Annotated in this window: 24 protein-coding genes; 12 read left to right on the top strand and 12 right to left on the bottom strand. The window is 70.2% G+C overall.

The window, feature by feature from the left end:
• Window positions 1-2: 2 nt before the first annotated feature.
• The 3 genes from ACSQ14_RS20300 to ACSQ14_RS20290 form a co-directional block, all read right to left on the bottom strand.
• On the bottom strand, window positions 3-1,229 hold the full coding sequence (locus ACSQ14_RS20300; RefSeq protein ID WP_436016054.1) for a cytochrome P450: 1,227 nt from the start codon (window positions 1,227-1,229) through the stop codon (window positions 3-5).
• 72 nt (window positions 1,230-1,301) lie between these two features.
• Window positions 1,302-1,679, bottom strand: a complete 378-nt coding sequence (locus tag ACSQ14_RS20295; RefSeq protein ID WP_436016053.1) for a winged helix-turn-helix domain-containing protein — start codon at window positions 1,677-1,679, stop codon at window positions 1,302-1,304.
• Window positions 1,666-2,268: a hypothetical protein gene (locus ACSQ14_RS20290; protein WP_436016052.1), complete on the bottom strand. Its 603-nt coding sequence runs from the start codon at window positions 2,266-2,268 to the stop codon at window positions 1,666-1,668. Before ACSQ14_RS20290 ends, ACSQ14_RS20295 begins: the two co-directional genes overlap by 14 nt.
• A 259-nt stretch (window positions 2,269-2,527) precedes the next feature.
• Here ACSQ14_RS20290 and ACSQ14_RS20285 point away from each other — a divergent pair, with 259 nt between their 5' ends.
• Genes ACSQ14_RS20285 through ACSQ14_RS20275 form a run of 3 tightly spaced genes read left to right on the top strand, consistent with a single transcriptional unit; the run spans window position 2,528 to window position 5,870 of the window.
• Window positions 2,528-3,403, top strand: a complete 876-nt coding sequence (locus ACSQ14_RS20285; RefSeq protein WP_436017588.1) for an SDR family NAD(P)-dependent oxidoreductase — start codon at window positions 2,528-2,530, stop codon at window positions 3,401-3,403.
• A 9-nt stretch (window positions 3,404-3,412) separates the two neighbouring features.
• Window positions 3,413-4,588, top strand: a complete 1,176-nt coding sequence (locus tag ACSQ14_RS20280; protein WP_436016051.1) for an acetyl-CoA C-acyltransferase — start codon at window positions 3,413-3,415, stop codon at window positions 4,586-4,588.
• Between the two features lie 19 nt (window positions 4,589-4,607).
• Entirely contained in the window at window positions 4,608-5,870 is a 1,263-nt protein-coding gene (locus ACSQ14_RS20275; RefSeq protein ID WP_436016050.1) for a TetR/AcrR family transcriptional regulator, read from the top strand.
• On the opposite strand, the gene ACSQ14_RS20270 is transcribed toward ACSQ14_RS20275, so the two are convergent.
• From ACSQ14_RS20270 to ACSQ14_RS20240, 7 genes are all read right to left on the bottom strand, one after another.
• On the bottom strand, window positions 5,867-6,121 hold the full coding sequence (locus ACSQ14_RS20270) for a hypothetical protein (RefSeq protein WP_436016049.1): 255 nt from the start codon (window positions 6,119-6,121) through the stop codon (window positions 5,867-5,869). The two genes, ACSQ14_RS20275 and ACSQ14_RS20270, sit on opposite strands and share 4 nt — an antisense overlap.
• A gap of 75 nt (window positions 6,122-6,196) precedes the next feature.
• Window positions 6,197-6,397 (bottom strand): hypothetical protein, encoded by a 201-nt coding sequence (locus tag ACSQ14_RS20265; RefSeq protein ID WP_436016048.1) that lies wholly within the window; start codon window positions 6,395-6,397, stop codon window positions 6,197-6,199.
• A gap of 171 nt (window positions 6,398-6,568) precedes the next feature.
• Window positions 6,569-7,168 carry a carboxymuconolactone decarboxylase family protein gene (locus ACSQ14_RS20260; RefSeq protein WP_436016047.1) on the bottom strand — a complete coding sequence of 200 codons (600 nt, stop codon included), beginning with the start codon at window positions 7,166-7,168 and terminating at the stop codon, window positions 6,569-6,571.
• Window positions 7,168-7,983, bottom strand: coding sequence for an SDR family NAD(P)-dependent oxidoreductase (locus ACSQ14_RS20255; protein ID WP_436016046.1), 816 nt, complete (start codon window positions 7,981-7,983; stop codon window positions 7,168-7,170). The genes ACSQ14_RS20260 and ACSQ14_RS20255 overlap by 1 nt, the downstream gene beginning before the upstream one ends.
• 43 nt (window positions 7,984-8,026) lie before the next feature.
• A complete protein-coding gene (locus ACSQ14_RS20250; RefSeq protein WP_436016045.1) occupies window positions 8,027-8,866 on the bottom strand; it encodes an SDR family NAD(P)-dependent oxidoreductase in 840 nt (279 codons plus the stop codon).
• A 135-nt stretch (window positions 8,867-9,001) separates the two neighbouring features.
• A complete protein-coding gene (locus ACSQ14_RS20245; RefSeq protein WP_436016044.1) occupies window positions 9,002-9,877 on the bottom strand; it encodes an IclR family transcriptional regulator in 876 nt (291 codons plus the stop codon).
• Window positions 9,878-9,955: 78 nt separating this feature from the next.
• Window positions 9,956-10,327: a hypothetical protein gene (locus ACSQ14_RS20240; protein WP_436016043.1), complete on the bottom strand. Its 372-nt coding sequence runs from the start codon at window positions 10,325-10,327 to the stop codon at window positions 9,956-9,958.
• A gap of 280 nt (window positions 10,328-10,607) precedes the next feature.
• Between ACSQ14_RS20240 and ACSQ14_RS20235 the strand changes: the two genes are divergently transcribed.
• From ACSQ14_RS20235 to ACSQ14_RS20210, 6 genes are all read left to right on the top strand, one after another.
• Window positions 10,608-11,672: a sensor histidine kinase gene (locus ACSQ14_RS20235; RefSeq protein ID WP_436016042.1), complete on the top strand. Its 1,065-nt coding sequence runs from the start codon at window positions 10,608-10,610 to the stop codon at window positions 11,670-11,672.
• Window positions 11,673-11,855: 183 nt separating this feature from the next.
• Window positions 11,856-12,896 carry a hypothetical protein gene (locus ACSQ14_RS20230; RefSeq protein ID WP_436016041.1) on the top strand — a complete coding sequence of 347 codons (1,041 nt, stop codon included), beginning with the start codon at window positions 11,856-11,858 and terminating at the stop codon, window positions 12,894-12,896.
• 3 nt (window positions 12,897-12,899) lie between these two features.
• Window positions 12,900-14,030: a sulfotransferase family protein gene (locus tag ACSQ14_RS20225; RefSeq protein WP_436016040.1), complete on the top strand. Its 1,131-nt coding sequence runs from the start codon at window positions 12,900-12,902 to the stop codon at window positions 14,028-14,030.
• Between the two features lie 91 nt (window positions 14,031-14,121).
• Window positions 14,122-14,562 carry a nuclear transport factor 2 family protein gene (locus ACSQ14_RS20220; RefSeq protein ID WP_436016039.1) on the top strand — a complete coding sequence of 147 codons (441 nt, stop codon included), beginning with the start codon at window positions 14,122-14,124 and terminating at the stop codon, window positions 14,560-14,562.
• A gap of 65 nt (window positions 14,563-14,627) precedes the next feature.
• Window positions 14,628-15,668: an NAD(P)H-dependent amine dehydrogenase family protein gene (locus tag ACSQ14_RS20215; protein WP_436016038.1), complete on the top strand. Its 1,041-nt coding sequence runs from the start codon at window positions 14,628-14,630 to the stop codon at window positions 15,666-15,668.
• Between the two features lie 378 nt (window positions 15,669-16,046).
• The gene (locus ACSQ14_RS20210; protein WP_436016037.1) at window positions 16,047-16,406 is read left to right on the top strand and encodes a DUF1622 domain-containing protein; all 360 of its coding nucleotides are present in this window, start codon (window positions 16,047-16,049) and stop codon (window positions 16,404-16,406) included.
• Here ACSQ14_RS20210 and ACSQ14_RS20205 read toward each other — a convergent pair.
• Window positions 16,403-16,606 (bottom strand): hypothetical protein, encoded by a 204-nt coding sequence (locus ACSQ14_RS20205; protein WP_436016036.1) that lies wholly within the window; start codon window positions 16,604-16,606, stop codon window positions 16,403-16,405. The genes ACSQ14_RS20210 and ACSQ14_RS20205 overlap by 4 nt on opposite strands.
• A 76-nt stretch (window positions 16,607-16,682) precedes the next feature.
• Window positions 16,683-18,464: a CocE/NonD family hydrolase gene (locus tag ACSQ14_RS20200; RefSeq protein ID WP_436016035.1), complete on the bottom strand. Its 1,782-nt coding sequence runs from the start codon at window positions 18,462-18,464 to the stop codon at window positions 16,683-16,685.
• 171 nt (window positions 18,465-18,635) lie between these two features.
• Here ACSQ14_RS20200 and ACSQ14_RS20195 point away from each other — a divergent pair, with 171 nt between their 5' ends.
• The 3 genes from ACSQ14_RS20195 to ACSQ14_RS20185 all read left to right on the top strand — a co-directional run bounded on the left by ACSQ14_RS20195 (window position 18,636) and on the right by ACSQ14_RS20185 (window position 21,459).
• Window positions 18,636-19,073 carry a GFA family protein gene (locus ACSQ14_RS20195; RefSeq protein WP_436016034.1) on the top strand — a complete coding sequence of 146 codons (438 nt, stop codon included), beginning with the start codon at window positions 18,636-18,638 and terminating at the stop codon, window positions 19,071-19,073.
• 69 nt (window positions 19,074-19,142) lie between these two features.
• On the top strand, window positions 19,143-21,026 hold the full coding sequence (locus ACSQ14_RS20190) for an outer membrane protein assembly factor BamB family protein (protein WP_436016033.1): 1,884 nt from the start codon (window positions 19,143-19,145) through the stop codon (window positions 21,024-21,026).
• Window positions 21,027-21,051: 25 nt separating this feature from the next.
• Window positions 21,052-21,459, top strand: a complete 408-nt coding sequence (locus tag ACSQ14_RS20185) for a VOC family protein (protein WP_436016032.1) — start codon at window positions 21,052-21,054, stop codon at window positions 21,457-21,459.
• The last annotated feature ends 239 nt before the right edge of the window (window positions 21,460-21,698 follow it).

Below are 21,698 nucleotides of genomic sequence, written 5' to 3'. Positions count from 1 at the left end.
AGCTATTCGATCGGCTCCCATGTCAGCGGCAGGCGATCGACGCCGAACGTAACGCCCGAGTGGAAGTCATAGATCTCGCCGGGCGGGATATGGATGTTGTTGAAGCGCGACAGCAGCGTTTCGAGCGCGATCCGGATCTCCCGCCGCGCGAGGTGGGCGCCAAGGCAATGGTGGGGGCCGCTCGCAAAGGTCAGGCGACCGGACTTCCGAGCGAGGTCGATCTCGTGCGGATCGGGATGGGCCTGCGGGTCGCGGCCGGCGAGATAGAGCGGCAGCACGACGAGGTCGCCTCGGCGCATCTGGACGCCATGGAACTCGAAATCCTCGGTGACGCAGCGGCGCGAACTCACCACGCTGAAGGCGCGCAACAGCTCGTCCACCGCCTGGGGCAGGAGCGCGGGGTGCTCGCGGAGCTGCGATTGCAGGCTCGGATGCGTCGCCAGATGCCGGAGGATGAAGCCCAGCGAGCTGTAAACGGTGTCCAGCCCGCCGAAATAGAAGGTGTGCGCCATCGCCAGGACTTCATCGTCGCTGAGCGGCCGCCCCTCGATCTGGGCCGACATCAGCCCCTGCATCAGGTCCGTCGTCGGATTGGCCCGCTGCTCCTCCACGAATTCCGTCAGGTAGGCGCAGACGGCTCGGGCGGCGCCGAGGCGCTCGGCCGGGTCGGCGCCGTGAGTGAGCGCGCGCTCCCCGGCCAGGAACTGTGGCGCGCGGTCGATCGGCATGCCCATCAGGGCGAGGAAGATGTAGCTGGGGAAGGGCGTCGCGAACTCGCTGACGAATTCGCAGGCGCCGCGTGTCTCGAACGCCGCGATCAGCGAGTTGCAGACGGCTCGGATCGCCGCGTCGAGCTCGCCCACCTTGGCCGGCGTGAAGAACGGATTGAGGATCATCCGGTAGAGGCTGTGCTGCGGCGGATCGTAGTCGAGCGGGATCAACCGCCAGCTCACGTTCAGCATCTGCTCGAAGCCCGAGCCGCCCTCGCTGGTGAATTGGGCGTAGTCGGCGAACGCCTCCTGCTGCAGCGCATGTCGCGTGATCACCCAGGCTGGCCGGCCGTGGCCGGAGTCCGTGGCCCAGAAGATGTCCGGCCCCGAGTGCAGGCGGCTGGCGGCCAGGAAGGGATCGTCCAGCTCATGACAGAAGGCCTCGAGGCTGTGGTCCCAGATGAGTTGGGCGGGCACTTGGGCTGGAACGCGCGGCTGGGCCGCGGCGGTGGTGTTCATGACTGCTTCTCCCCGCCAACTCTCGTCGGCAAATAACTTTCTATGGCAAAGTAATTGGGCAAAGTTTGCGCCTCACGCAGGCCTCGGCCTGAGCGGGCGCGTCGGATCTTCGGTGCGGGCCGCCGCCCGGGTCGCGCGGCGAAGCACCTGTTCGAGAACGCTGAGATAATCGGCGAAACGCTCGCGGCCGTCGTCGGAGAGACGGCACCGCGTTTGCGGGCGCTTGCCGTCGTAGCCCTTCTCGATCGTCACGTAGCCGGCTTCGTCCAGCACCAGCAGATGCCGGCTCAGATTGCCGTCGGTCAGGCCGCACAGGCCCTTAAGTTCCGAGAAGGTGAGGCCGTCGGCGTGCGCCGCGAGCGAACTCACAATGCCGAGGCGGGCCTTCTCGTGGAAGATGCGGTCGAGCCCCTCGTAGGCGAAGGGCGCTTCCGGTTCAGCGGCGGCCATGCGGCTCTCCGTAGCGGTGAAGGATCAGGGCGACGCCCGCCAGGCCGAGCGTGAACGGCGCCGCCATCATCCAGGGCGAAAGCTCGCCGCGGGCGCCGAGCGCGAGCACGATGGCGCCGCAGACGAAATACCAGCCGGCGGCCCACACGATCGGGCGGGGCAGGCTCGAGGCCGCGGCGAACCCGGCGAGCGCCACCAGGATCTGCCACAGGCCAGGAACGATCCAGGCAGAGGCTGGCGAGAACTTGCAGATGGCGACGGCGATGACGACCCCGGCCGCGGCGAACGGCAGCAGCAGCCGCAGGATCGCGCCCAGCATGGCCTCGGCCATCCGCCCGCGCGAACGCGAAACCGCCTCGCTCGCCGAGATGAGCGTCATGGCGGCCAGGGTCGCGCCCCAAACCGCCATATAGCGCACGGGATCCTGCGCCAGCGCCTGCGGCCAGACCGTCTGGGCCACGGCGACGCCGAGCGAGAGCAAGGCGTTGAACGCCATGGCCTCGGGCGCGAAGCCGCGGAAACGGCCCGCCGCCGCCACCCGGTCGCGGATGTCGGCGATCTGGGAAAGGGCGCGTTCGACCTCGTCCATGGCGCGCATCCCTGTGTAACTTTGTAATGCAAAGTACTCTCTGCGGGAGTGCAAGGCAATGACACGTCGAGGCGCAGCGCGAAATTGGTACAGACACGCAATTGAGATTGACTCGGTCGGCGGGCGGACCTACCCCCGGACGACCCTCGCGCAATCCGGGCCGTCGGCCGGTTGCGCCGCAGGTCGGGAAAACTCATACGGCGGCCCAGCCGTGGCGTACGCCGCTCCATCGTGTAGCCGTGTTAGGGGAACTACCGTGATCGATCTGTCTGGCCGCGTCGCCATCGTCACCGGGGCCGGCGGCGGCCTGGGCAAGGCCCACGCCAAGCTGCTCGCCAAGCGCGGCGCCCAGGTCGTCGTCAACGACATGAGCGAGGCCGCCGAGGCGGTCGCTGCCGAGATCGTCGCGGAGGGCGGCCAGGCGATCGCCGCGCGCGGCTCGGTCTCCGACGTCGACGCGGTGCAGGCGATGACCCAGCAGGCGCTGACCGCCTGGGGCCGCATCGACATCCTGGTCAACAACGCTGGCATCCTGCGCGACAAGTCGTTCGCCAAGATGTCGATCGACGACTTCCGCCTGGTGGTCGACGTGCACCTGATGGGCGCTGCGATCTGCACCAAGGCGGTGTGGGACGTGATGCGCGAGCAGAACTATGGCCGGGTGGTGATGACCACCTCGTCGGCCGGCCTCTACGGCAACTTCGGCCAGGCCAACTACGGCGCCGCCAAGATGGCGCTGGTCGGCCTGATGAACACGCTGGCCATCGAGGGCGCGAAGAACAACATCCGGGTCAACTGCCTGGCCCCGACCGCGGCGACCCAGATGCTGGAAGGCCTGCTGCCGGCCGGGCAGCTTGAGCTCTTGAAGCCGGACGCGGTCAGCCCCGGCCTGCTCGCCCTGGTGCGCGAAGACGCGCCGACCAAGACCATCCTGGCGACCGGCGCCGGCGCCTTCGAGGTCGCCTATGTGACCCTGACCCAGGGCGCGCAGATCGGCTTCGGCGACGACGCGCCGGAAAAGCTTGTCGCGCGTTGGGACGAAGTGGCCGACCGTAGCCAGGAGCATGTGCCGACCGAGGCCTTCGCCCAGGCGCGGCTCGAACTCGCCAAGGCGGGCTACAAATTCGAAAGCTGAGGACGTGAAATGACCAGAGAGGCAGTCATCGTCTCGACCGCGCGGACGCCGATCGGCCGCGCCTATCGCGGCGCTTTCAACAACCTGAAGGCGCCGACGCTGACGGCCCAGGCGATCCGCGCGGCCGTCGAGCGCTCCGGGGTCGATCCCGCGGAAGTCGACGACTGCCTGATCGGCGCCGCCCTACCGCAGGGCGACCAGCACACGATCGGCCGCACCGCCGCGCTGCGCGCCGGGCTGCCGGTGACGGTGGCCGGGATGACCATGGACCGGCAGTGCGCCTCGGGCCTGATGACCATCGCCACCGCCGCCAAGCAGGTCATCGTCGACCGCATGGACGTGGTGGTCGCCGGCGGGGTGGAGTCGATCTCGCTGGTGCAGACGCCGGAGGTCCGCCTGGGCGCCGACCCCGAGCTGCTGGCGATGCACAAGGACGTCTACATGCCGATGCTGCAGACCGCCGAGACGGTCGCCCATCGCTACAAGATCGGCCGCGAGCGGCAGGACGCCTACGCCCTGCTGTCGCAGCAGCGCACCGCCGCGGCCCAGGCCGCCGGTCGCTTCGACGCCGAGATCATCCCGGTCACCGCGACCATGAAGGCGCTCGACAAGGCTACCGGCCAGATCAGCGACAAGTCGGTCACCCTGGCCAAGGACGAAGGCAACCGGCCGGACACCACGCTCGACGGCCTGGCCTCGCTGAAGCCGGTCGTCGAAGGCGGCTCGATCACCGCCGGCAACGCCAGCCAGCTGTCGGACGGGGCCTCGGCCTGCGTGGTGATGGAGGCCGGCCTGGCCGCCCAGCGCGGCCTCCAGCCGCTTGGCCGCTACATCGGCATGGCCGTCGCCGGCACCGAGCCGGACGAGATGGGCATCGGCCCGGTGTTCGCCGTGCCGAAGCTGCTCAAGCGCTTCGGCATGAAGATGGACGACATCGGCCTGTGGGAGCTGAACGAGGCCTTCGCCGTCCAGGTGGTCTACTGCCAGGACCAGCTCGGCATCCCCGGCGACATCATGAACGTCAACGGCGGCGCCATCGCCATCGGCCACCCCTACGGCATGTCGGGCGCGCGCCTGACCGGCCACGCGCTGATCGAGGGCAAGCGCCGCGGCGCGCGCTACGTCTGCGTGACCATGTGCATCGGCGGCGGCATGGGCGCCGCGGCGCTGTTCGAGGTGCTCTGACGGAGCCGTGGCGCCGGCCATGGACGATACGGTCGCAAACCCGGTCCGGGGCCGGCGCGCCAAACAGGAGCGCTCGGAGCGGACGCGCGCGGCGATCATCGAGGCGGTGATCGCCGTGCTGGCCGAGGTCGGCGTCGCCGGGCTCACCCACCGGCTGGTGGCGCAGCGCTCCGGGGCCTCGCTGGCGGCGACGACCTACTACTTCGAGAGCAAGCAGGACATGATCGCGGAGGCCGCGAACGCGCTTCTGCAGGCCAACCTCGCGGAGCTGTCGCGGCTCGCCGACAGCGTGCGCGGTGGCGGCGCCGTGGGCTTCCGCGGCTTCGTCGCCCAGCTCGCCGCCGGCGGCCTGGGCGAGCATCGCACGCGCACCCTGGCCTGGTGCGAGATCATGCTCGACGGCGCGCGCCGGCCGGACGCCCATGCGCTGACCCGCACCTGGTACGACCGGCTGTTCCAGGTCTGGGCGCAGGTCGCCCGGGCGTTCGAGGCGCCCTATCCGGCGATCGCCGCCCGCTCCGGCCTCGACATCACCGTCGGCGCGCTGTTCCACGGGCTCGGCCTGGGCTTAGGCCCGGAGACGCTGCGGGCGACGCTGGCCGGCAAGGTCACCGCGGCCGACCTGTTCCCGCTGGCCGCCGCCGGCGCGGCCGCAACGCCGGCCCAGCCGCTCACCGCGCGGGCCGCCGCCACCCGCGAGCGGATCCTCGAGGCCGCCATCCGCCTGCTCGCCGCGCGCGGCGCGGGCGCGGTCAACTATCGCTCGGTCGCGCTCGAGGCCGGGCTCACCGCCGGCGCGCCGGCCTACTATTTCAGCTCGTCGAAGGCCCTGCTCGGCGAGGCCCAGGTGCTGCTGTTCTCACGCTCGAAAGCGCGCTCGCGCAAGGTGATGAGCAACGCCTTCGAAGGCCTCGACCTGCCGACCATGGTCGAGCTGACCGCGGTGATCTTCCAGAGCGAGGCCACCGAGTTCGGGCCGCTGAACCTCGCCGCCTACGCCATCTGGCTGCAGTCGGCGCGCGAGCCGGAGCTGCGGCCGCTGGTGCAGGAGGCGCTGGCCGACCTCTACCGCGCCTGGAGCCGGATCCTGCTGACGCTCGGCGCGGCCAACAGCGGCCCGGAGCCGCTGCTGATCCAGTACCTGTTCGTCGGCGCGCAGATCCGGGCGATGGCCGCCGGCATCACGCCGAACGACCTGGTGAAGATCCGCTGGCGGCTGAAGGACGACCTCACCGCCCTGGTCGAGGGCCGTCACTGGATCCAGGCTCCCGCGGCGTCCTAGAGCGGCTCGTCGAGGGCGTCCCACCAGAGCGCGTCGTTTTCCCAGTCCCAGCCGCCCAGCCATTCGACGTGGCCTTCGTCGAGGTTGCGGCCGACCATCAGCGACACCGGCTCGGGCGAGCGGCGGCCCTCTGTTTCGGCGATGCGTCCGGCGGCGGTGATCGCTTGGCCGTCATTCGGGAAGGGCAGCACGCGCGACCACTCGGCCCGCGGGCCGTCGCGCAACAGGGTGAGGGTGTAAGCGCCGTTCATGCGGCGAAGACAACGGAGAAGCGCGGCTGAATTTGGGCCTCGCTGTGGCCGACGTTCCGCGCAACGGCTGCTGCGCTATCTGGCGTCGATCACCCGTTTCACCGCGAACGCGCCGCCGATCATCAGATCGCCGTCCTGCAAGATGGTGGTGATCCCGCCGAAGGCGTTCCACACCCGGCTGTCGTCCGGAAATCTCCAGCGCTGCTTGATCTCGCCGGTCTGCCAATCAAGGCCGACGTACTCATAATCGCCATCGGTCTTGGTGGCGCAGTACATCATCCCGTCAAGGCCTGGGTGAACGATGGCGTGGTCTCGGCCGCGAGCGGTTCGCTGGTCCGACACACGCCGACGGCGCGTCTATCGGGTCTCCACCTGAAGTCGCACCTAGCGGGCGGATACTCGGAACTTCTCAGAAGGGGCCCTGCCGCAAGACCCGCGGCGGCCAAGCTAAGGCGCGGCGGGGGAGGGGCCCGCGGGCCGTTGGCCCCAGGCGACCCCGACTTGGCTCGGATCGTAGGCGATCACCGGCGCCTTCTCGTCGTAGAGATCCAGCGTGTGCATGAAGCGATGCGTCCCCATCGTGTGGGCGCAGGTCAGGCCCAGCTCGACGATCTCGGCGGTGGTGAAATGACCGGCCAGGCGGCGGTAGAAGTCGTCGTCGATGCCGCGGTGATCGCTGGAGAGCCGCTCGAGGAATTCCAGCGCCAGCCGCTCGCGCGCGGTCAGGTCTTCGCGCAGCGCAGGATTGAGCAGGCAGGCGTCCGCGTCCTCGGTCGCACCCTCCACTTTGCGCGAGGCGCTGCAGGGCTCGCAGCCGCCGAGCTGGGCGCTGCGGATCCGCACCAGCTCCAGCAGCCGGCCGCCGAGCAGGTGCCTTGGATAGTTGGGGTGGCGGTCGCCGTCGTCGGGCGCGGCGTCGTGGTCGGCGTAGGCCAGGATCTGCAACGGCATCGCCTCGGTGAAGGCCCCCGCGTCCAGGCCGGCCTGCATCCGCTCGCGTTGTTCGGGGCTCAGGTCGTCCCAGGGGATCGGCTCGATCCGCGGCATCACGGCGCCGCCTGTTCGGACTGGCTCCGCTGCAGGTCGGCCATCTGGTCCCGCGGCGGGATCGCGAAGGCGCGGATGATCTCCGCGCGGCCGTCGACCACGGAGATCTTGCGGACGCGCTCCAGATTGCCCGGCGTGCTGACGATCCAGACCGGACCGTTGGCGATGTTGTCGAGCGCCTCCTGGGCGACCTTTTCCGGCGCCTCGGCGACGCTGATGTCGATGTCCAGGCGGGCCATGGCCGGCGTCGCCGTGAAGCCGATGTTCAGGTGCAGGACGTCCACGCCCAGCGGCTGGCACTCCGCCCACAGGGCCTCGGAGAAGATGCGGCTGAACGCCTTGGCGCCGGTGTAGGCGGCGAGCGTCGGCGAGCCCATGTAGCCGCTGAGCGATCCGCCCAGGATGATCCCGCCCCGGCCGCGTCGGCACATCAAGGCGCCGTAGTGCCGGGCGAAATCGGCCTGGCCGACGACGGTGATGGCGATGACCGATTGAGTCACCTCCCGCGGCAGCTCGACGAAGCGGCCGCGGGTGTTGTTGGCGCCGGCGTTGTAGATCAGCAGCCCAACCTCGATGTCGTCGGTGACCGCGCGCACCTGATCCAGCACCTCGGGCTGGGCGAGGTCGGCGGAGAGGACGCGCACCTCGGCGTCCTCGGCCCGCAGCTCTTCGGCCAGCGCCTCGAGCGGTCCCGGCTTGCGCGCCACCAGCACCAGCTTGAACCCGTCCGCCGCCAGCTTGCGGGCGAAAGCGGCGCCGACGCCTTCCGAGCCGCCGATCACCAGCGCCCAGGGACCGTACTTGTTCAGATCCATCCTGGTCTCCTCCCGCTTTTTTAGTTGTCGATTTCGCGCGATCTCAGTCGAGCTGGATCCCTAAGTCCGCCAACTCGCGCTCGGCCCAGAAGATCCGGCCGGTGTATTCCATGGGATCTTCGCACGCGGCGAAATAGACCAGCATGCGGGCCGGCACCTCCATCGGCACGGCGACGCTGTCGTCCAGGCCCTTCTCCTTGACGCGGATGGCCACCAGCTCGGTGGCCACCAGGCCCGGATGCAGCCCGATGACGGCGATGTTCTTGCGGGCGAGCTCGGGCGCAACCGAATTGCCGAGGCGGTCGAGCGCGCGCTTGCTGGCGTAGTAGCCGGGAACGGCCAGGCTGAAGTCGCCTTGGCTTTCGAGCTTGCGCGGCTCTTCCGGCAGCCGGAACACCTCGCCGCTGCCGGTGCTGAGATTGATGATCCGGCCGCCGCCGCGGGCTTCCATGATCGGCGTCACCCGCTGTATCAGGGTGAAGGGCGCATGGACGTTGACGTCGAACTGGTAGAGCCAGTCCTCGCGGGTCAGCTCCAGGAAGCGCTTGGACCAGATCTCGCCGGTCGTGGCCGCGGCGTTGTTGATCAGCACGTCCACCCCGCCGAAGCGCTCGACCGCGGCGTCGATCAGGCGGTTCAGATCCGCCTCGCTGGCGAGGTCGGTCTGCACCGCCAGGGCGCCGGCGCCCATCGCCTCGATCTGCCGCATCGTCTCGCCGAGCGTACCGGGCAAGGCGCTGTCCGGTTCGACCGTCCGGGCGGCCAGCACCACGTTGGCCCCGCGGCGGGCGAAGGCCAGCGCCGCCTGCTTGCCGACGCCGCGGCTGGCGCCGGTGATGACGACGACCTTTCCGGTCAGATCGCTTTCTCTGTGCTTTTCCACATTCCGCCTCGATGTCTGGGCCAGAAACGTGCGTCATCCGAAATCCCGGATCAACTATCTAAATACCGGACAACAATGTTATCCACGTGCGCGCGATCGCCATGCCCATGACGCCTGTGGGCGCGGACGGTTTTGCTAGAGCGCGGAGAGGGCCTGAGCTTCAGCGGCGGGCGGCGCCCCGCCGATGACGCTCGAGATGTGGTCGCAGGCGCGGCGCAGGCGTTGCCCGATGCGCTCGATGTCGCGTCCCGTCGTCTTCTGCGTGAAGCCGACCAGCGCCAGCAGGAACAGCACCTCGCCAGAGGCGTCGAACACCGGCGAGAGCACCGACATCAGCGGATACTCCCGGTCCGGATCGAGTTCCGGGATCATCATCACCGGCAGATCGCTCTCGGCGTCTTCGAACGCCTGCGTGGCGTCGTCCTGAGGATCGCCGAACCGGGCGTTGCGCACGGAGAAGGTGAAGCCGTGGCGCCGCGCAAAGGCCATCGCCCGTTGCATCAGCGCCTTCTGCGCATCCGTCGCCGAGGGCGACGTCGCCTGCAGCCAGGCTTCAGTCCGCGCCGGCGGCGACCAGGCGTAGAAGATCCCCGCGAAGGGCGCGCGCATGCGGACGCGCGCGCCCTTCGGCGACGACCAGTCCAGGTTCGAGCCCGAGGCGACGCGCTCGCGCACCACGAGGTAATCCCCGTCGCGGAAAAAGGCCGAGCAGATCACGTCGAACTCTTCGGCGAGCGCGTGCATTTCCGGCTGGGCGATCAACACCGGCGAGGCGTGCCTGGCCGCGATCTGGCCGACCAGCGCCAGGCTCGGGCCGAGCACATAGGTGTTGTCGTTGGTCCGGTGCAGGTATCCGACGTGCGCCAGGCTGGTCACCAGGTCGTAACAGGTGGTGCGGCTGATCTTCAGGCCTCGTACCAGATCGCTGACCGAGACGGCGCGGTCGGGGTGTTCGGCCATGAAGTTCAGGATCGCGGCGACGCGTTCGACTCCGGGGGAACACTGCGTCATGGCGGGCGTGGGAAATTCCTCTCCCAGCGCGCTTACGGCCGTGTCGCCCGAGCGTCAACGTTGAGCCGCCGCCGCCCGCTACTTCTTCGGCAGCATCGCCTTGATCTCTGCCTGGGTGGAGTTGATCACGGCCGAGCCGTTGTCGACGGCCAGGGCGGAGGTGTCCACCGCGAAGCTGTCGGCGCCCATCTTGATCGTCGCGACCTTATTGCCGCCGGCGTCGGTCTTCACCTCGGTCACCGAGCCGATCGTCGTACCGGTCTTGTCCTTCACGGGGAGGCCGGCGGTGACGGTCGCCGCGGCGCCGGTGGAGGACGACGCGCCCGCGCCGGCGCTGGGGCTCGGCGCCGAAGACGAGGTGCTGGGCTGGTCGCGTTCCATGGCCTGGGCCAAGGCGGTCGTCGGAATTGCAAGGAGAGCGGCGGCGGTGAGGGCATGGATCAGACGCATGGGGTCTCCGATGCAAAAGAACCCGGCCGCGCCAACGGCCGGGCGTCAGTTGAGGGGTACCAGGCAGCCAATTTGACTGCGGCGTCGAAAAGCCAAGAGCCGGGAAAAGGTTGCGAGCCGCGCCAAACTTCTAGGGATGCACGGCCGACGGAACGCCGCCGCTGTGGCGGGGGCTTGGGCTGACGACGCGTCCCACTCAGTTCGTGTTTCTGGAAGTGAAGGCGTCTTGCCCGCCGCGACGAGCGTTGATCCAGATGAAGGCGTGGGGCGGGTCGCAGGAATGCTCGATGAGACGTTTGTGCAGGTGATGGCGACGCCGAACGAAGGCCAGATGGCGCGCTTGGTACGCGAGTTCGACTGGGCCGCCACGCCCCTCGGGCCGCAATCGGCATGGCCAGTAGAGCTGAAAACTGCGGTGAGCTTTATCCTGGAGAACCGGTTCCCCCATGCGGTCGTGTGGGGGCCAGGGTTGGTCACCATCTACAACGACGCCTTCCGGCCGATACTCGGCACCAAGCCCGAGGCGCTGGGGCGCTCCTTCGCCGAGGTGTGGGCCGAAGCCTGGGACGAGATCGGGCCAATCGCCGACCGCGCCTTTGCTGGCGAGCCGACCTTCATCGAGCATTTCCCGCTGCTGATCGACCGCACCGGCCGGCCAGAACAGGCCTGGTTCACCTTCTGCTACAGCCCGCTGCGGCTGGCGGACGGCACGGTGGCGGGCATGATGGACACCGTCGTGGAGACCACGGCGACCGTCCGCGCCCGCGCGGACCTGGGCGTGCTGAACGAGGAACTGCGACACCGGCTCAAGAACACCTTGGCCCTGGTGCAGGCGCTCGCCCGCGAGACCCTCAAGGGGGTGGCGGAGCGAACGGCGGTGGAGGCGCTGCTCGACCGCATCGTGGCCATGGGCGCCGCCCACGACGTGCTGTTCCGGCAGCGGTGGACCTCGGCGATTTTGAGCGAGGTGGCGGCTACGACGCTGGCGGCGACCATCGAGCGGATCGACATCAAGGGCCCGGAGGTGGCGCTCGGCGCGCGGGTCACCGTCGCCCTGTCCCTGCTGTTGCACGAGCTGGCGACCAACGCCGCGAAGTACGGCGCGCTCTCGACGGCCAACGGCCGGGTCACCCTCGCCTGGACGGTGGACGAGGCCGCCGACCTGCTGACGATCTGTTGGCGCGAGATCGGCGGGCCGGCCGCCCGGCCGCCGACCCAGACAGGCTTCGGATCCCGCCTCATAGCGATGGGCCTGAGCCAGCGCGGAACCGTTGCATGTCGCTACCTCGACACCGGCTTCGAGGCCGAGATCAAAACGCCGATGGCCGACTTACTGGCGGAGTGATCTACGGCGCGCGCCCGCGGAAATTCGCCGAAGGCGCAGCCGGGCTGACGGCATCGTCCAACGCTTCGCGGGTCGCCCGGCACGCCGTGGGAGATTGACGCTCTTGTTCGCCTAATGGAACTATCGTTCGCAAGATAAGCGCCGCTCGGTGGCGCGGAGAACATAGCCAGGGTGGAGGCGGTCATGTCAGCGGACCTCAGCGGCGGCCTTGGGCCGGAGCAGGACCTGTTCTTCGCGGAGCCGCCGAGCTTCGACTGGCTGCGAGAGGGGACCTCGTTCTGGCTGTTCGAGGAGAACGGCGCGTTCGGGATTCCCCGCAACGGCGTCGAGGCCGAGCCGCACGCCTGGGAGAGCCGCCGCTACCAGGCCAATCTCGCCTTCGCCGACGGCCGGGTGCTGCTTGACGCCGGCGTCGGGGCGATGCGCAGCCCGCTCGACGCCGACGCCGACGCCGACGGCCGGCCGGCGGTGCTGGGCGCCGGGCCGCTGACTTTCCGCTGCCTCGAGCCGTTCCGCCGCTGGCTGGTCAGCTTCGACGGGATGGCGATCGACACCGCGGTGGCGGCGCAGATCGCCCGGACCGTCGACGTGACCCGGCGCGTCCCGCTGCGCTACGCGTTCGAGCTGACCATGGCCGCGCCGGCCTTTCTGCAGGACGTCTCGCCGACCAACTTCCAGACCATGGGCAAGGGCGTGCGGCGCGACGCCCTGTCGGTCGGCTTAGGCATGCGGTTCGAGCAGCTGTTCCGCGGCGAGGGCGAACTGGAGCTCGACGGCGAGCGCCGCACCTTCAAGGTCGGCGGGATGCGGGTGAAGCGGCGCAGCGTGCGCACCGACGGCCTGTTCCTGCGCGGTCATTGCTGGCAGTCGGCGATCTTCCCCGACGGCCGCGCCTTCGGCTACCTCGCCTATCCGCCGCACGCCGACGGCTTCCAGGCGTGGAACGACGGCTTCATCTGGCAGGACGGCCGGATGTATCCGGCCAAGGCGGTGAAGATCCCCTGGCTGACGCGCGCGGTGGAGGCGGACGACGACGTCGGCCTGGAGCTGCAGTCCGAGCTCGGCGTCACCCGCATCGCCGGCCGCACGACGCTGTCGACCTTCCGCCTGTCGAACCCGGACATCTGGGGGATCAACCTGCAGCAGACCGGCGTCCGCTACGTCTGGGACGGCCAGGCCAGCATCGGGATGCTCGAACGCTCGACCCCGACGCTGGGCGGTTAGCGGATGGACCGGCTGTCTCCTGACCGGCTGCTGGCCGACGCGGTCGCCGCGACCGGGCTCGCCGACTTCGGCGGCGACGATTTCCGCGAGGGCCTGGCGCGCAACGCCGAGGCCTTCGCCAAGCTGCCGCTGACCGAGGCCGCCCGCGAGGCCGCGCGGGCGCGCCTGGTCGGCGACCTCGCCAACCGCCTGCGCATCGAGGCCTGGCGCCAGGCGCATCCGGAGGTCGACGCCCAGCGCATCGAAGGCCCGCTGCTGGTCTGCGGCCTGCCGCGCACCGGCACGACCGCGACCGTCGCCATGCTGGCGCTGGACCCGCGGTTCCGCTTCCTGCGCGGCTGGGAGGCGCGCGATCCCGTCCCGCCGCCGGTCGCCGGACAGGAGGACGCCGACCCGCGGGCGCTCGCCGCGCGTGAGGCGGCCAAGGGCTACGACAAGGCGGCGTTGCACCTGTTCGACCCCGACGGGCCGGAAGAGGATCTGGTGATGCTGGCCGGCCTGACCATGCACGGCCTGCACGGCGCCTATCCGATGCCCGACGACTACATGGACTGGTGGGTCGGCGAGGATTTCGCCTCCACCTACGCCTGGCACGAGCGGGTGCTGAAGCTCCTGCAGTCGCAGCGGCCGCCGCACCTCTGGCTGCTGAAGGCGCCGCCGCACATCTTCATGCTCGAGGCGTTCGCCGCGCGCTATCCCGAGGCGAAGTTCGTGATGACCCACCGCGACCCGGCCAAGGTCGTGGGCTCGGTGGCCAGCCTGTATCAGGACTTCTATCAGCGGCAGTGCGCGCCCGGCGCGGTAGACAAGCACTGGACCGGCCGGCGCTGCCTCGACTTCTGGGCCGAAGGCGCCCGCCAGGCACTGGCCGCCCGCGCGCGCATCGGCGAGCACCGCTTCGTCGACGTCGACAACCGCGACCTGGTGCGCGATCCGATCGGCACGTTCGAGCGGCTGTACGACGCGCTGGGGTTCGAGGTGGACGCCGGCCTGCGCGCGAAGCTCAAGGCGTATCATGCGCGCAACGCCCAGGGGCGGCATGGCCAGCACGCCTACACCGCCGAGGAGTACGGCCTGTCCGAGCCGGCGATCCGCGCGGCGTTCCGCGATTACGTCGACCGCTTCGGCCTTTGATCGCCGGGGCGGTTCGCGACGACTTGCCGGCGCGCGTGGAGCGGTCAAACTGACCAGCCGCTCAAAAACAAGAATGCGCATCGGAGAGGAAATGACCAGCTACGCCGACGACTACGCCGCCATCAGCCAGGTGAAGGCCCGCTACTGCCGCTTCCTCGATGGCAAGGACTGGGCGGCCTACACCGACCTGTTCACCGAGGACTTCGTGCTCGACACCTCGCCGGCCGGCGGGGCGCCGCCGATCCACGGGCGCGCAGCGGCGATCACCTACATCCGCGGCTCGGTCGAGCACGCACGCACCGCCCATCAGGTGCATTCGCCGGAGATCGAGATCGACGGCGACGTGGCCCACGTCATCTGGGCGATGCAGGACCGGGTGATCTGGGGCCCGGACCGCGCGGCGACCATGAGCGAAAGCGGCCACACCGGCTACGGCCAGTACCGCGAGCGCTACGAGCGGCGCGACGGCCGCTGGCGGATCGCCGCCTCGCAGCTGAGCTACCTGATCTACGAACCGCAGCCCCGCGTCTGACAGCACCGTCGACGGCCGTGCCGCCATGGGCGAGGGTGGTCGCAAGAAAAATCAGGGAGGACCAGATGGACAAGCTTCGCGTCATCCAGTGGGCGACCGGCAAGGTCGGCAAGCTCAGCCTTCGGGCGATCCTTGACGACCCGCGGCTCGAGCTCGTCGGCGTCTACGCCTATTCGAAGGACAAAGTCGGGGTCGACGCCGGCGAACTCTGCGGCCGGCCGGCCGTCGGGGTCTTGGCCACTGACGACCTCGACGCGCTGTTCGCGCTGGCCGCCGACACCGTCATCTACACCCCGTTCGAGGCGGATCTCGGCCAGGTCGTCCGCCTGCTCGAGAGCGGCTCTGACGTGATCAGCACCAACCTGTTCCTCAATGTCGGCGGCGTCGAGGGCGACGTGCGCGTGCAACTGGAGGCGGCCTGCGGACGGGGCCACAGCTCGCTCTACATCTCCGGCATCAACCCCGGCTGGGTGAACGCCATCGCCACGGCCATGACCGCCATCTGCCGCAAGGTCGACTACGTCGGCATCGTCGAGTCCGCCGACTGCTCGGTCTACCAGTCGGTCGAGACCTGGTCGTTCCTCGGCATGGGCGAGCGCGGCGCCACGCCGGAGGTGCTCGCCCGGGCCCGCCAGTGGCTGATCCTGTTCCGCGACGCGGTGGTGCGGGTGGCCGAGGCGCTGGAGTTCAAGCTCGACGACATCGAGTTCTTCGTCGACTACGCGACCGCGGCCAAGAAGGTCGACCTCGGCTGGTTCTGCATGGAGGAGGGGACCAACGCGGCGCTGCGCGGCGGCTGGAACGGCAAGGTCGGCGGGCAGACCGTCGTGCAGATCAAGGTGATCTGGTACCTGACCAAAGACCTCGCCGAGGGCTGGGAGATCGACGCCGACCAGTATCACCTGGTCATCAAGGGCGAGCCCAACATCGACACCCGCATCCGCTTCACCCCGCCCGAACACTGGGGCAACCACGACTGGGACACCATGACGGCGCTGCCCGCGGTGAGCGCGGCCTTCGACGTCAAGGCGGCCCGGCCCGGGGTGCTGGGGCTGCGCGACGTGGGCTTGCCTTACGCGCCGGCGGGAGTCTGGCTGGGGCGCTGAGCGCCGCGCCCTGAGCTCAAGCTGTGTGGCGGGGCGGGCGGCTCGGGGAAATCCCGGATGTCCGGCCCGCCCGTCCCTCGGGCAGTATCCCTCGCGGCGGGTGCGCGGGCCGTTCGGCCGTGACGACGACGAGGCGCTGCGCACCTTCAATCTTCAGCCCGGAGACGACGCGCCGCGCGCGCCAAAGGTCGATCGCGCGCCGAACGACGCCGCCGCGTCGGTGTACGACGAGGTCGATCGGCGGCGTCAGCGCCCGGCCGAGCAGCCCAGGACACGGTCGCGCGCCTCCGTCCCAAGCGGGAGTGGTTCTCCGGACAATCCCCGATAGCGCACCGCGCCGGAAAGGGAATGCTGGGCGGCCCGGTGCGGAGGGACAGGATGGAAGCGGTACTTCGCGAGTTCGCCAGCAACATCGCGTTGGCCGCCGAGCTGGTCTGTGTCCTCATCGTCGCGTTGGGCGCGGTGTTGACCATTGGCCGCGTCGCCCGCGCCGTCGTCCACGGGCGCACCGGGGATCACCTGACCCGGCGGACCATCTTCGTCGGCTTCGCCAGCTGGATCATCCTGGCGCTCGAGTTCGCCCTGGCCGCCGACATCGTCAGAACCGCCATCGCGCCGACCTGGGATGACATCGGCCAGCTCGCGGCGATCGCCGCCATCCGCACCGGCCTCAACTGGTTCCTGGAGCGGGATGTCGAGACGGCGCGCGCCGCCGGCGCGCGCTCAGGAGAGTCCTAGAGCTCGTCGTCTTCGAGCAGCCCCGGCGCGCCGTTGCGCAGCAGACAGATGCTGCCGGCCCAGGCCTCGACCATCGGGTGCCGGTCAAGCTCCGGTTGCAGCTGATGCATCAGGTCGGCGCGGGTCGTGAACTCAAGCTCCCGCGACGCCCGCACCCGGCCGCGCGTGTCCATGCAGAAGATCAGCGCCCTGTCCGACACGCGGCCTCCGTCATCCGGTTCGCGGGCACGATAGAGGCTGTGTGTGACAGGCCTGTTGTGGCGCCGCTGCGCCGTTTCAGGCCGGGCCGCGCACCTGCTGCAGCTCGATGTAGGTCTCCGGGCCGTAGTCGAGGGTGTTGCGGGCGCAGTAGGGCGGGACCTGCAGCGGGAAGTGGGCGTGGTCGTGCGCCAGGTCGCTCTCCACCAGGTCGGTCCGGCTGGCGATCCGCAGCCGCAGCTTCTCGCCGCGCTTCAGGCGGGTGGGACCGGGCGTCAGACTGAAGCGCAGCACGACCGGCTGGCCCGGCGCCAGCGGCTGGCGCACGCCGACGTCGTGCGCGATCTCCATCGCCGAGCCGCGGATCGGGTCGATCCTGCGCCGGGCCGGGCTGATCGCGCCCAGCGACAGCAGGTGGTCGTCGCCGCGCGCGTCGACGCGGCTGAGCCGGGCCAGCACGTAGGAGTCGATCTCGTTGCTGCGGAAGGTGAGGTTGGCGGTCACCGCGCCGGCCAGCTCGATGTCGCTCTCGGCGAGGAAGTCGTAGATCAGGAACTGGTTGACCTCCTGCTCCACGCCGCCGGGGATCGGCGCGCCGAGCGGGATCGCCGCCCAGCTGTTGGCGCCGCCGCTCTGCAGCTGCTTGGTCAGCACCTGGGTCTCGTCGTCCGGGGCCCGGCGCGCGAGGAACAGCCGCAGCGGCTCCACGTCGGGCGGCGGGAAGGCCTCGGCGCCGACGTAGCGCTCGGCCCCGTCCAGCCAGTAGCGCACCGCCGGCTGTGCGGCGTAGCCGTTGTCGGTCCCGCGCAGCACGTGGTCGAAGAAGGCCAGCGCCTCCAGCTGCCAGGAATAGACCGGCAGCTCATAGGCCGCCTGGCTGATGATCAGCCGTTTGCGGTCGTTCGGCGTCGCCGCCTTCTGGAACAGTTCGTAGGCGCCGAACTGGTGCAGGTTGAACATCGCGAGGTTCTGCACCGCGACGAACGGGACCTCGATCCGGTGCAGGACCTGATGGGGCCCCGGCGGCATGCTGCAGGTCTCGCGGGTCTTGCCGTCGATCATCCAGTTGAGCCACATCTCGCGCACCGCGCGGGTCGGCGTTGCGCGGGTGACGCGGTGCATCATCGCTGGCAGCCGCTTCTGGACCGCCGGCCACCAGAGCCGCTTCAGCGGTGAGTTGAAGACGTGGCTGGCCAGCGCGCGCAGCAGCGGCGGCGTGCGCCGCCGCAGGGCCTCGTCGGTGAAGTTGGCCCCCATCCAGGCGCTCATCAAGTGGACGTTGGGCGTCCCGCCGAACGCGACGATGTGGCGGAAATAGTCGGTGCAGATCTCGTTGCAGAAGAAGGCCTTCAGCGCCGGCGGCCGGCGCGCGGCGACCATCGGCTGGGTGCAGCCGTAGTAGGAGGTTCCGAACAGCACCACCTCGCCGTTGCACCACGGCTGCTCGGCCGCCCAGGCGATGACCTTCTCGTGGTCCTCGACGTCGCGGTCGCTGAAGAAGACCGCGGTCTCGCCGCCGGAGATCCCCATGCCGCGCCGCTCGACGATGAGGTGGGCGTAGCCGCGGTCGGTGAACACCGGCGGGCTGCCGACCTCGTCGCCGCCGGTTGGCGCGCCGGTGGCGTGCAGCTCCTTGGAGTAGGCGCCGAACACCACCACGGCGGGATAGCGGCCGGTCGTCTTCGGCAGGTAGACGTCGGCGCCGAGCGAGACCCCGTCGTCGACCGGGATCATCTGGTCCGCCAGGATCTGGCAGCCGAGCCGGGTCATCGCCGGCGGTCCGGGCGTCCAGCCGGCGGTCTGCGTCCCGTACAGGCCGCCCTTCAGCGGCACGAGATTGTCCCAGAAACCGGGGGTCATGGGCCGCTCCTTCGCTGACGGATGACGCCGAGACGCTGGACTGGAGCGGCGAGCTTACACGCCGGGCCGGCCGCCGCGGCCAACACAGGATGGGGCCGGCGCAGGCGACTGGCGAAAGCGCGGCTCGGTCCGTATGTGACGGCTTCGGGCGAGCGCAAAGCGGGAGACGTCATGACCTTGAACGGCGGCTGTTTCTGCGGGCGCGTCCGCTACCGGATCGACGCACCGCTCGGCCCCGGGCGGAGCTGCCATTGCTCCCGCTGCCGCAAGGCGTTCAGCGGGACGGGATCGGCCTACGCCGAGGTGGCGCCCGGCTCGTTTGCGTGGGTGTCCGGGGACGACAATCTCCAACGCTACGAGACCACGCCGGGCTGGGGGTTGGCCTTCTGCCGAACCTGCGGCTCCACCCTGTGCGGCACCGCCGGGGACGCGGTGCATGGCGTCACGCTCGGCAGCGTCGACGGCGACCCTGGCGTGGAGATCGAGATGCACCTCTTCGTCGGCTCGAAGGCGCCGTGGGACCACATCGGCGGAACGGCGCCGCAGCACGTGGAATTCCCGCCCGGGCCAGCCCTCGGAAACGGCGATGTAGCCAGCAGCCCCAGCTGAGCCTTAAGCTCGACCTCGTCCGAAGGCGCGCCGGCTTGCGAGCGCGCCGCGGGCGGGGGAGGCGACGAAGTGGGCTGGAACTGGCGGATGGCCGGCTGCGTGCTGGGGCTGGGCTTTGCGCTGGCCGGCGGGGCGATCGCCGTCGCCGCCGACGTGGCGAGCATGCTGAACGCAGACCCGCGCGAGGCGCCCGATCCGCGCCGGGTGCAACGCGGCGCGGAGATCTACATCGAGCGCTGCGGCAGCTGTCACGACGCCGGCGTGAACCGCGCGCCGTCGAAGGTCATGCTGTCGATGGTCGCGCCGCGCTCGATCGAGGCGACGCTGTCGCAGGGCGTGATGAAGGCCATGGCCGAGGGCCTGAGCGACGAGGACAAGCGCAGCGTCGCCGAATACATCGCCCAGAAGCGCCTGCAGGCCGCCCCGCCGAGCCCGCGGATGTGCGCGGCCGGCGCCTCGCCGTTCGACCTGAACGAGCCGCCGCCGCTGGCGGGCTGGGGCTTCGCGCCGGGCAGCGTCCACGCCATCCCGCCCGAGACGGCGGGCCTGACGCCGGCGGCCGCGCCGTCGCTGAAGCTGAAGTGGGCCCTGGCCTTCCCGAACGCCCTGCGCGCCCGGTCGCAGCCGACGCTCGGCGGCGGGGCGATCCTCGTCGGCAGCCACGACGGCTCGGTGTTCGCCATCGATCGCGCCACCGGCTGCACGCGCTGGGTGTTCCAGGCGGCGGCCGAGGTGCGCAGCGGCGTCACCCTGACTCCGTGGACGGCCGGCGACGCGAAAGCCCGGCCGCTGCTGACCTTCGGCGACCTGCTCGGCAACGTCTATGCGCTGGACGCCAGGACCGGCGCGCAGGTCTGGCGGATCAAGGCCGACCCGCATCCGAACGCGACGATCACCGGCACGCCGGCGCTGTTCGAGGGCAAGCTGCTGGTCCCGGTCTCGTCGCTCGAGGAGGCGAGCGCGGCGGACGCGCGCTATCCGTGCTGCAGCTTCCGCGGCTCGCTGATCGCCTTCGACGTGAAGACCGGCGCGCGGCTGTGGCAGACCTTCACCGTCGACCGGCCGGCGGTCGAGCAGGGCGTCAATCCGGCCGGGGCGGCGCGGTTCACCCCGTCCGGCGCGGCGATCTGGAGCGCGCCGACGGTCGACGCCCGGCGCCGCCGCGTCTACGTCGCGACCGGCGACAACTACACCCAGCCCGCGACCGCCTATAGCGACGCGATCCTGGCGCTGGACGTCGACAGCGGCCGCATCGTCTGGGCCAACCAGGTGACCGAGGGCGACGCCTGGAACGTCAGCTGCATGGTGCCGGACCGCCACAACTGTCCCGACGACGCCGGGCCGGACCACGACTTCGGCGCGCCGCCGGTGCTCGCCGAGGCCGCCGACGGCCAGCCGTTCCTGCTGGCGGGCCAGAAGTCCGGCGTCGTCTATGGCCTGGATCCCGACACCGGCAAGCTGCGCTGGAAGACCAAGGTCGGTCGCGGCGGGGCGGCCGGCGGCGTTAACTTCGGCATGTCGGCGCAGGACGGCCGGGTGTTCGTGCCGATCACCGACTACGGTCCGCCGGCGGACGAGGCCAAGCCCGGGCTCTATGCGCTCGACATCAAGACCGGCCGGGTGCTCTGGCGCTTCCAGTCGACGGCCTGCGAGGGGCAGCCGGCGGGGTGCCTGAGCGGCTTCGGCGGCGTGCCGACCGCTGTCGGCCGGCTGGTGCTGGTCGGCGGCGACGACGGTCGGCTGCGGGCGCTGGCCGCCGACAGCGGCGCGCTCATCTGGGAGTCCGACACCGCGACCCGGCTTACGACGGTCAACGGCGAGACCGGCCAGGGCGGCGCGATCGCCGGCGGGCTGGGGCCGATCGCCTACCAGGGGATGGTCGTCGTGCCGTCCGGCCACGGGTTCACCGGCAAGAAGCCGGGCAATCTGCTGATGGTGTTCGCGGCGGAGTAGGGCGCCTCAAACCGGGAGACAGTCGATGAGCATTGCGACGATCGCCACCAAGCTCGTGGTCGGCGACCTGGCCGCGACCGAGCGCTTCTATCGCGCGCTCGGCCTGCAGGTTGTCAGCCGCAATCTCGGCGGCGAGGACGAGGTGCGGCAGGAGCAGTGCTGGCTCTCCGCCACCGGGGACGCGAGCGCCCACATTCTGATCCTCAGCCGGTTCGTCGAGCTTCCGCCGCCGCCGGCCCCGACCTATCCTGGCGAGGTCTGGCTGGCGTTCAACGTGCCCGACGTCGACGCCGCCTGCGCCGCGGTGACCGCGGCCGGCGGCGGCGTCCATCGGCCCGGCGAGGATCGCCCGGAGCATGGCGTGCGCGCCGCGGTCGTGACCGACCCGGAGGGCCACTTCATCGAGTTGGTCGGGCCGATGGCGGGCCGCTGATCTCGACGGATACGGTCTCCGCAGGTTGCGCTGGGCAGTCGCACAGCATAGCCTTCCGCAAGCGCGGGCGCGTCGGTCCTGACGGGGCGGGCGGTTCCGTGTTCGAAAAACGACCGCGCACGCCAAGCGCGCGGCATCTCGGGAGGATGCGCAGGTGGGACGTGACCCGGCGACCATGCCGGCCGGTGAAGCTGCTCGTTTCTGCGGCTCGGCGATCCCGTGCGATTCCCTGAGTAACC

The organism is Phenylobacterium sp. LjRoot219, assembly GCF_964252995.1.
Lineage (GTDB): Bacteria > Pseudomonadota > Alphaproteobacteria > Caulobacterales > Caulobacteraceae > Phenylobacterium.
Note: the sequence above shows the minus strand (reverse complement) of the source record. Positions and strands in the feature narration are given on the sequence as shown.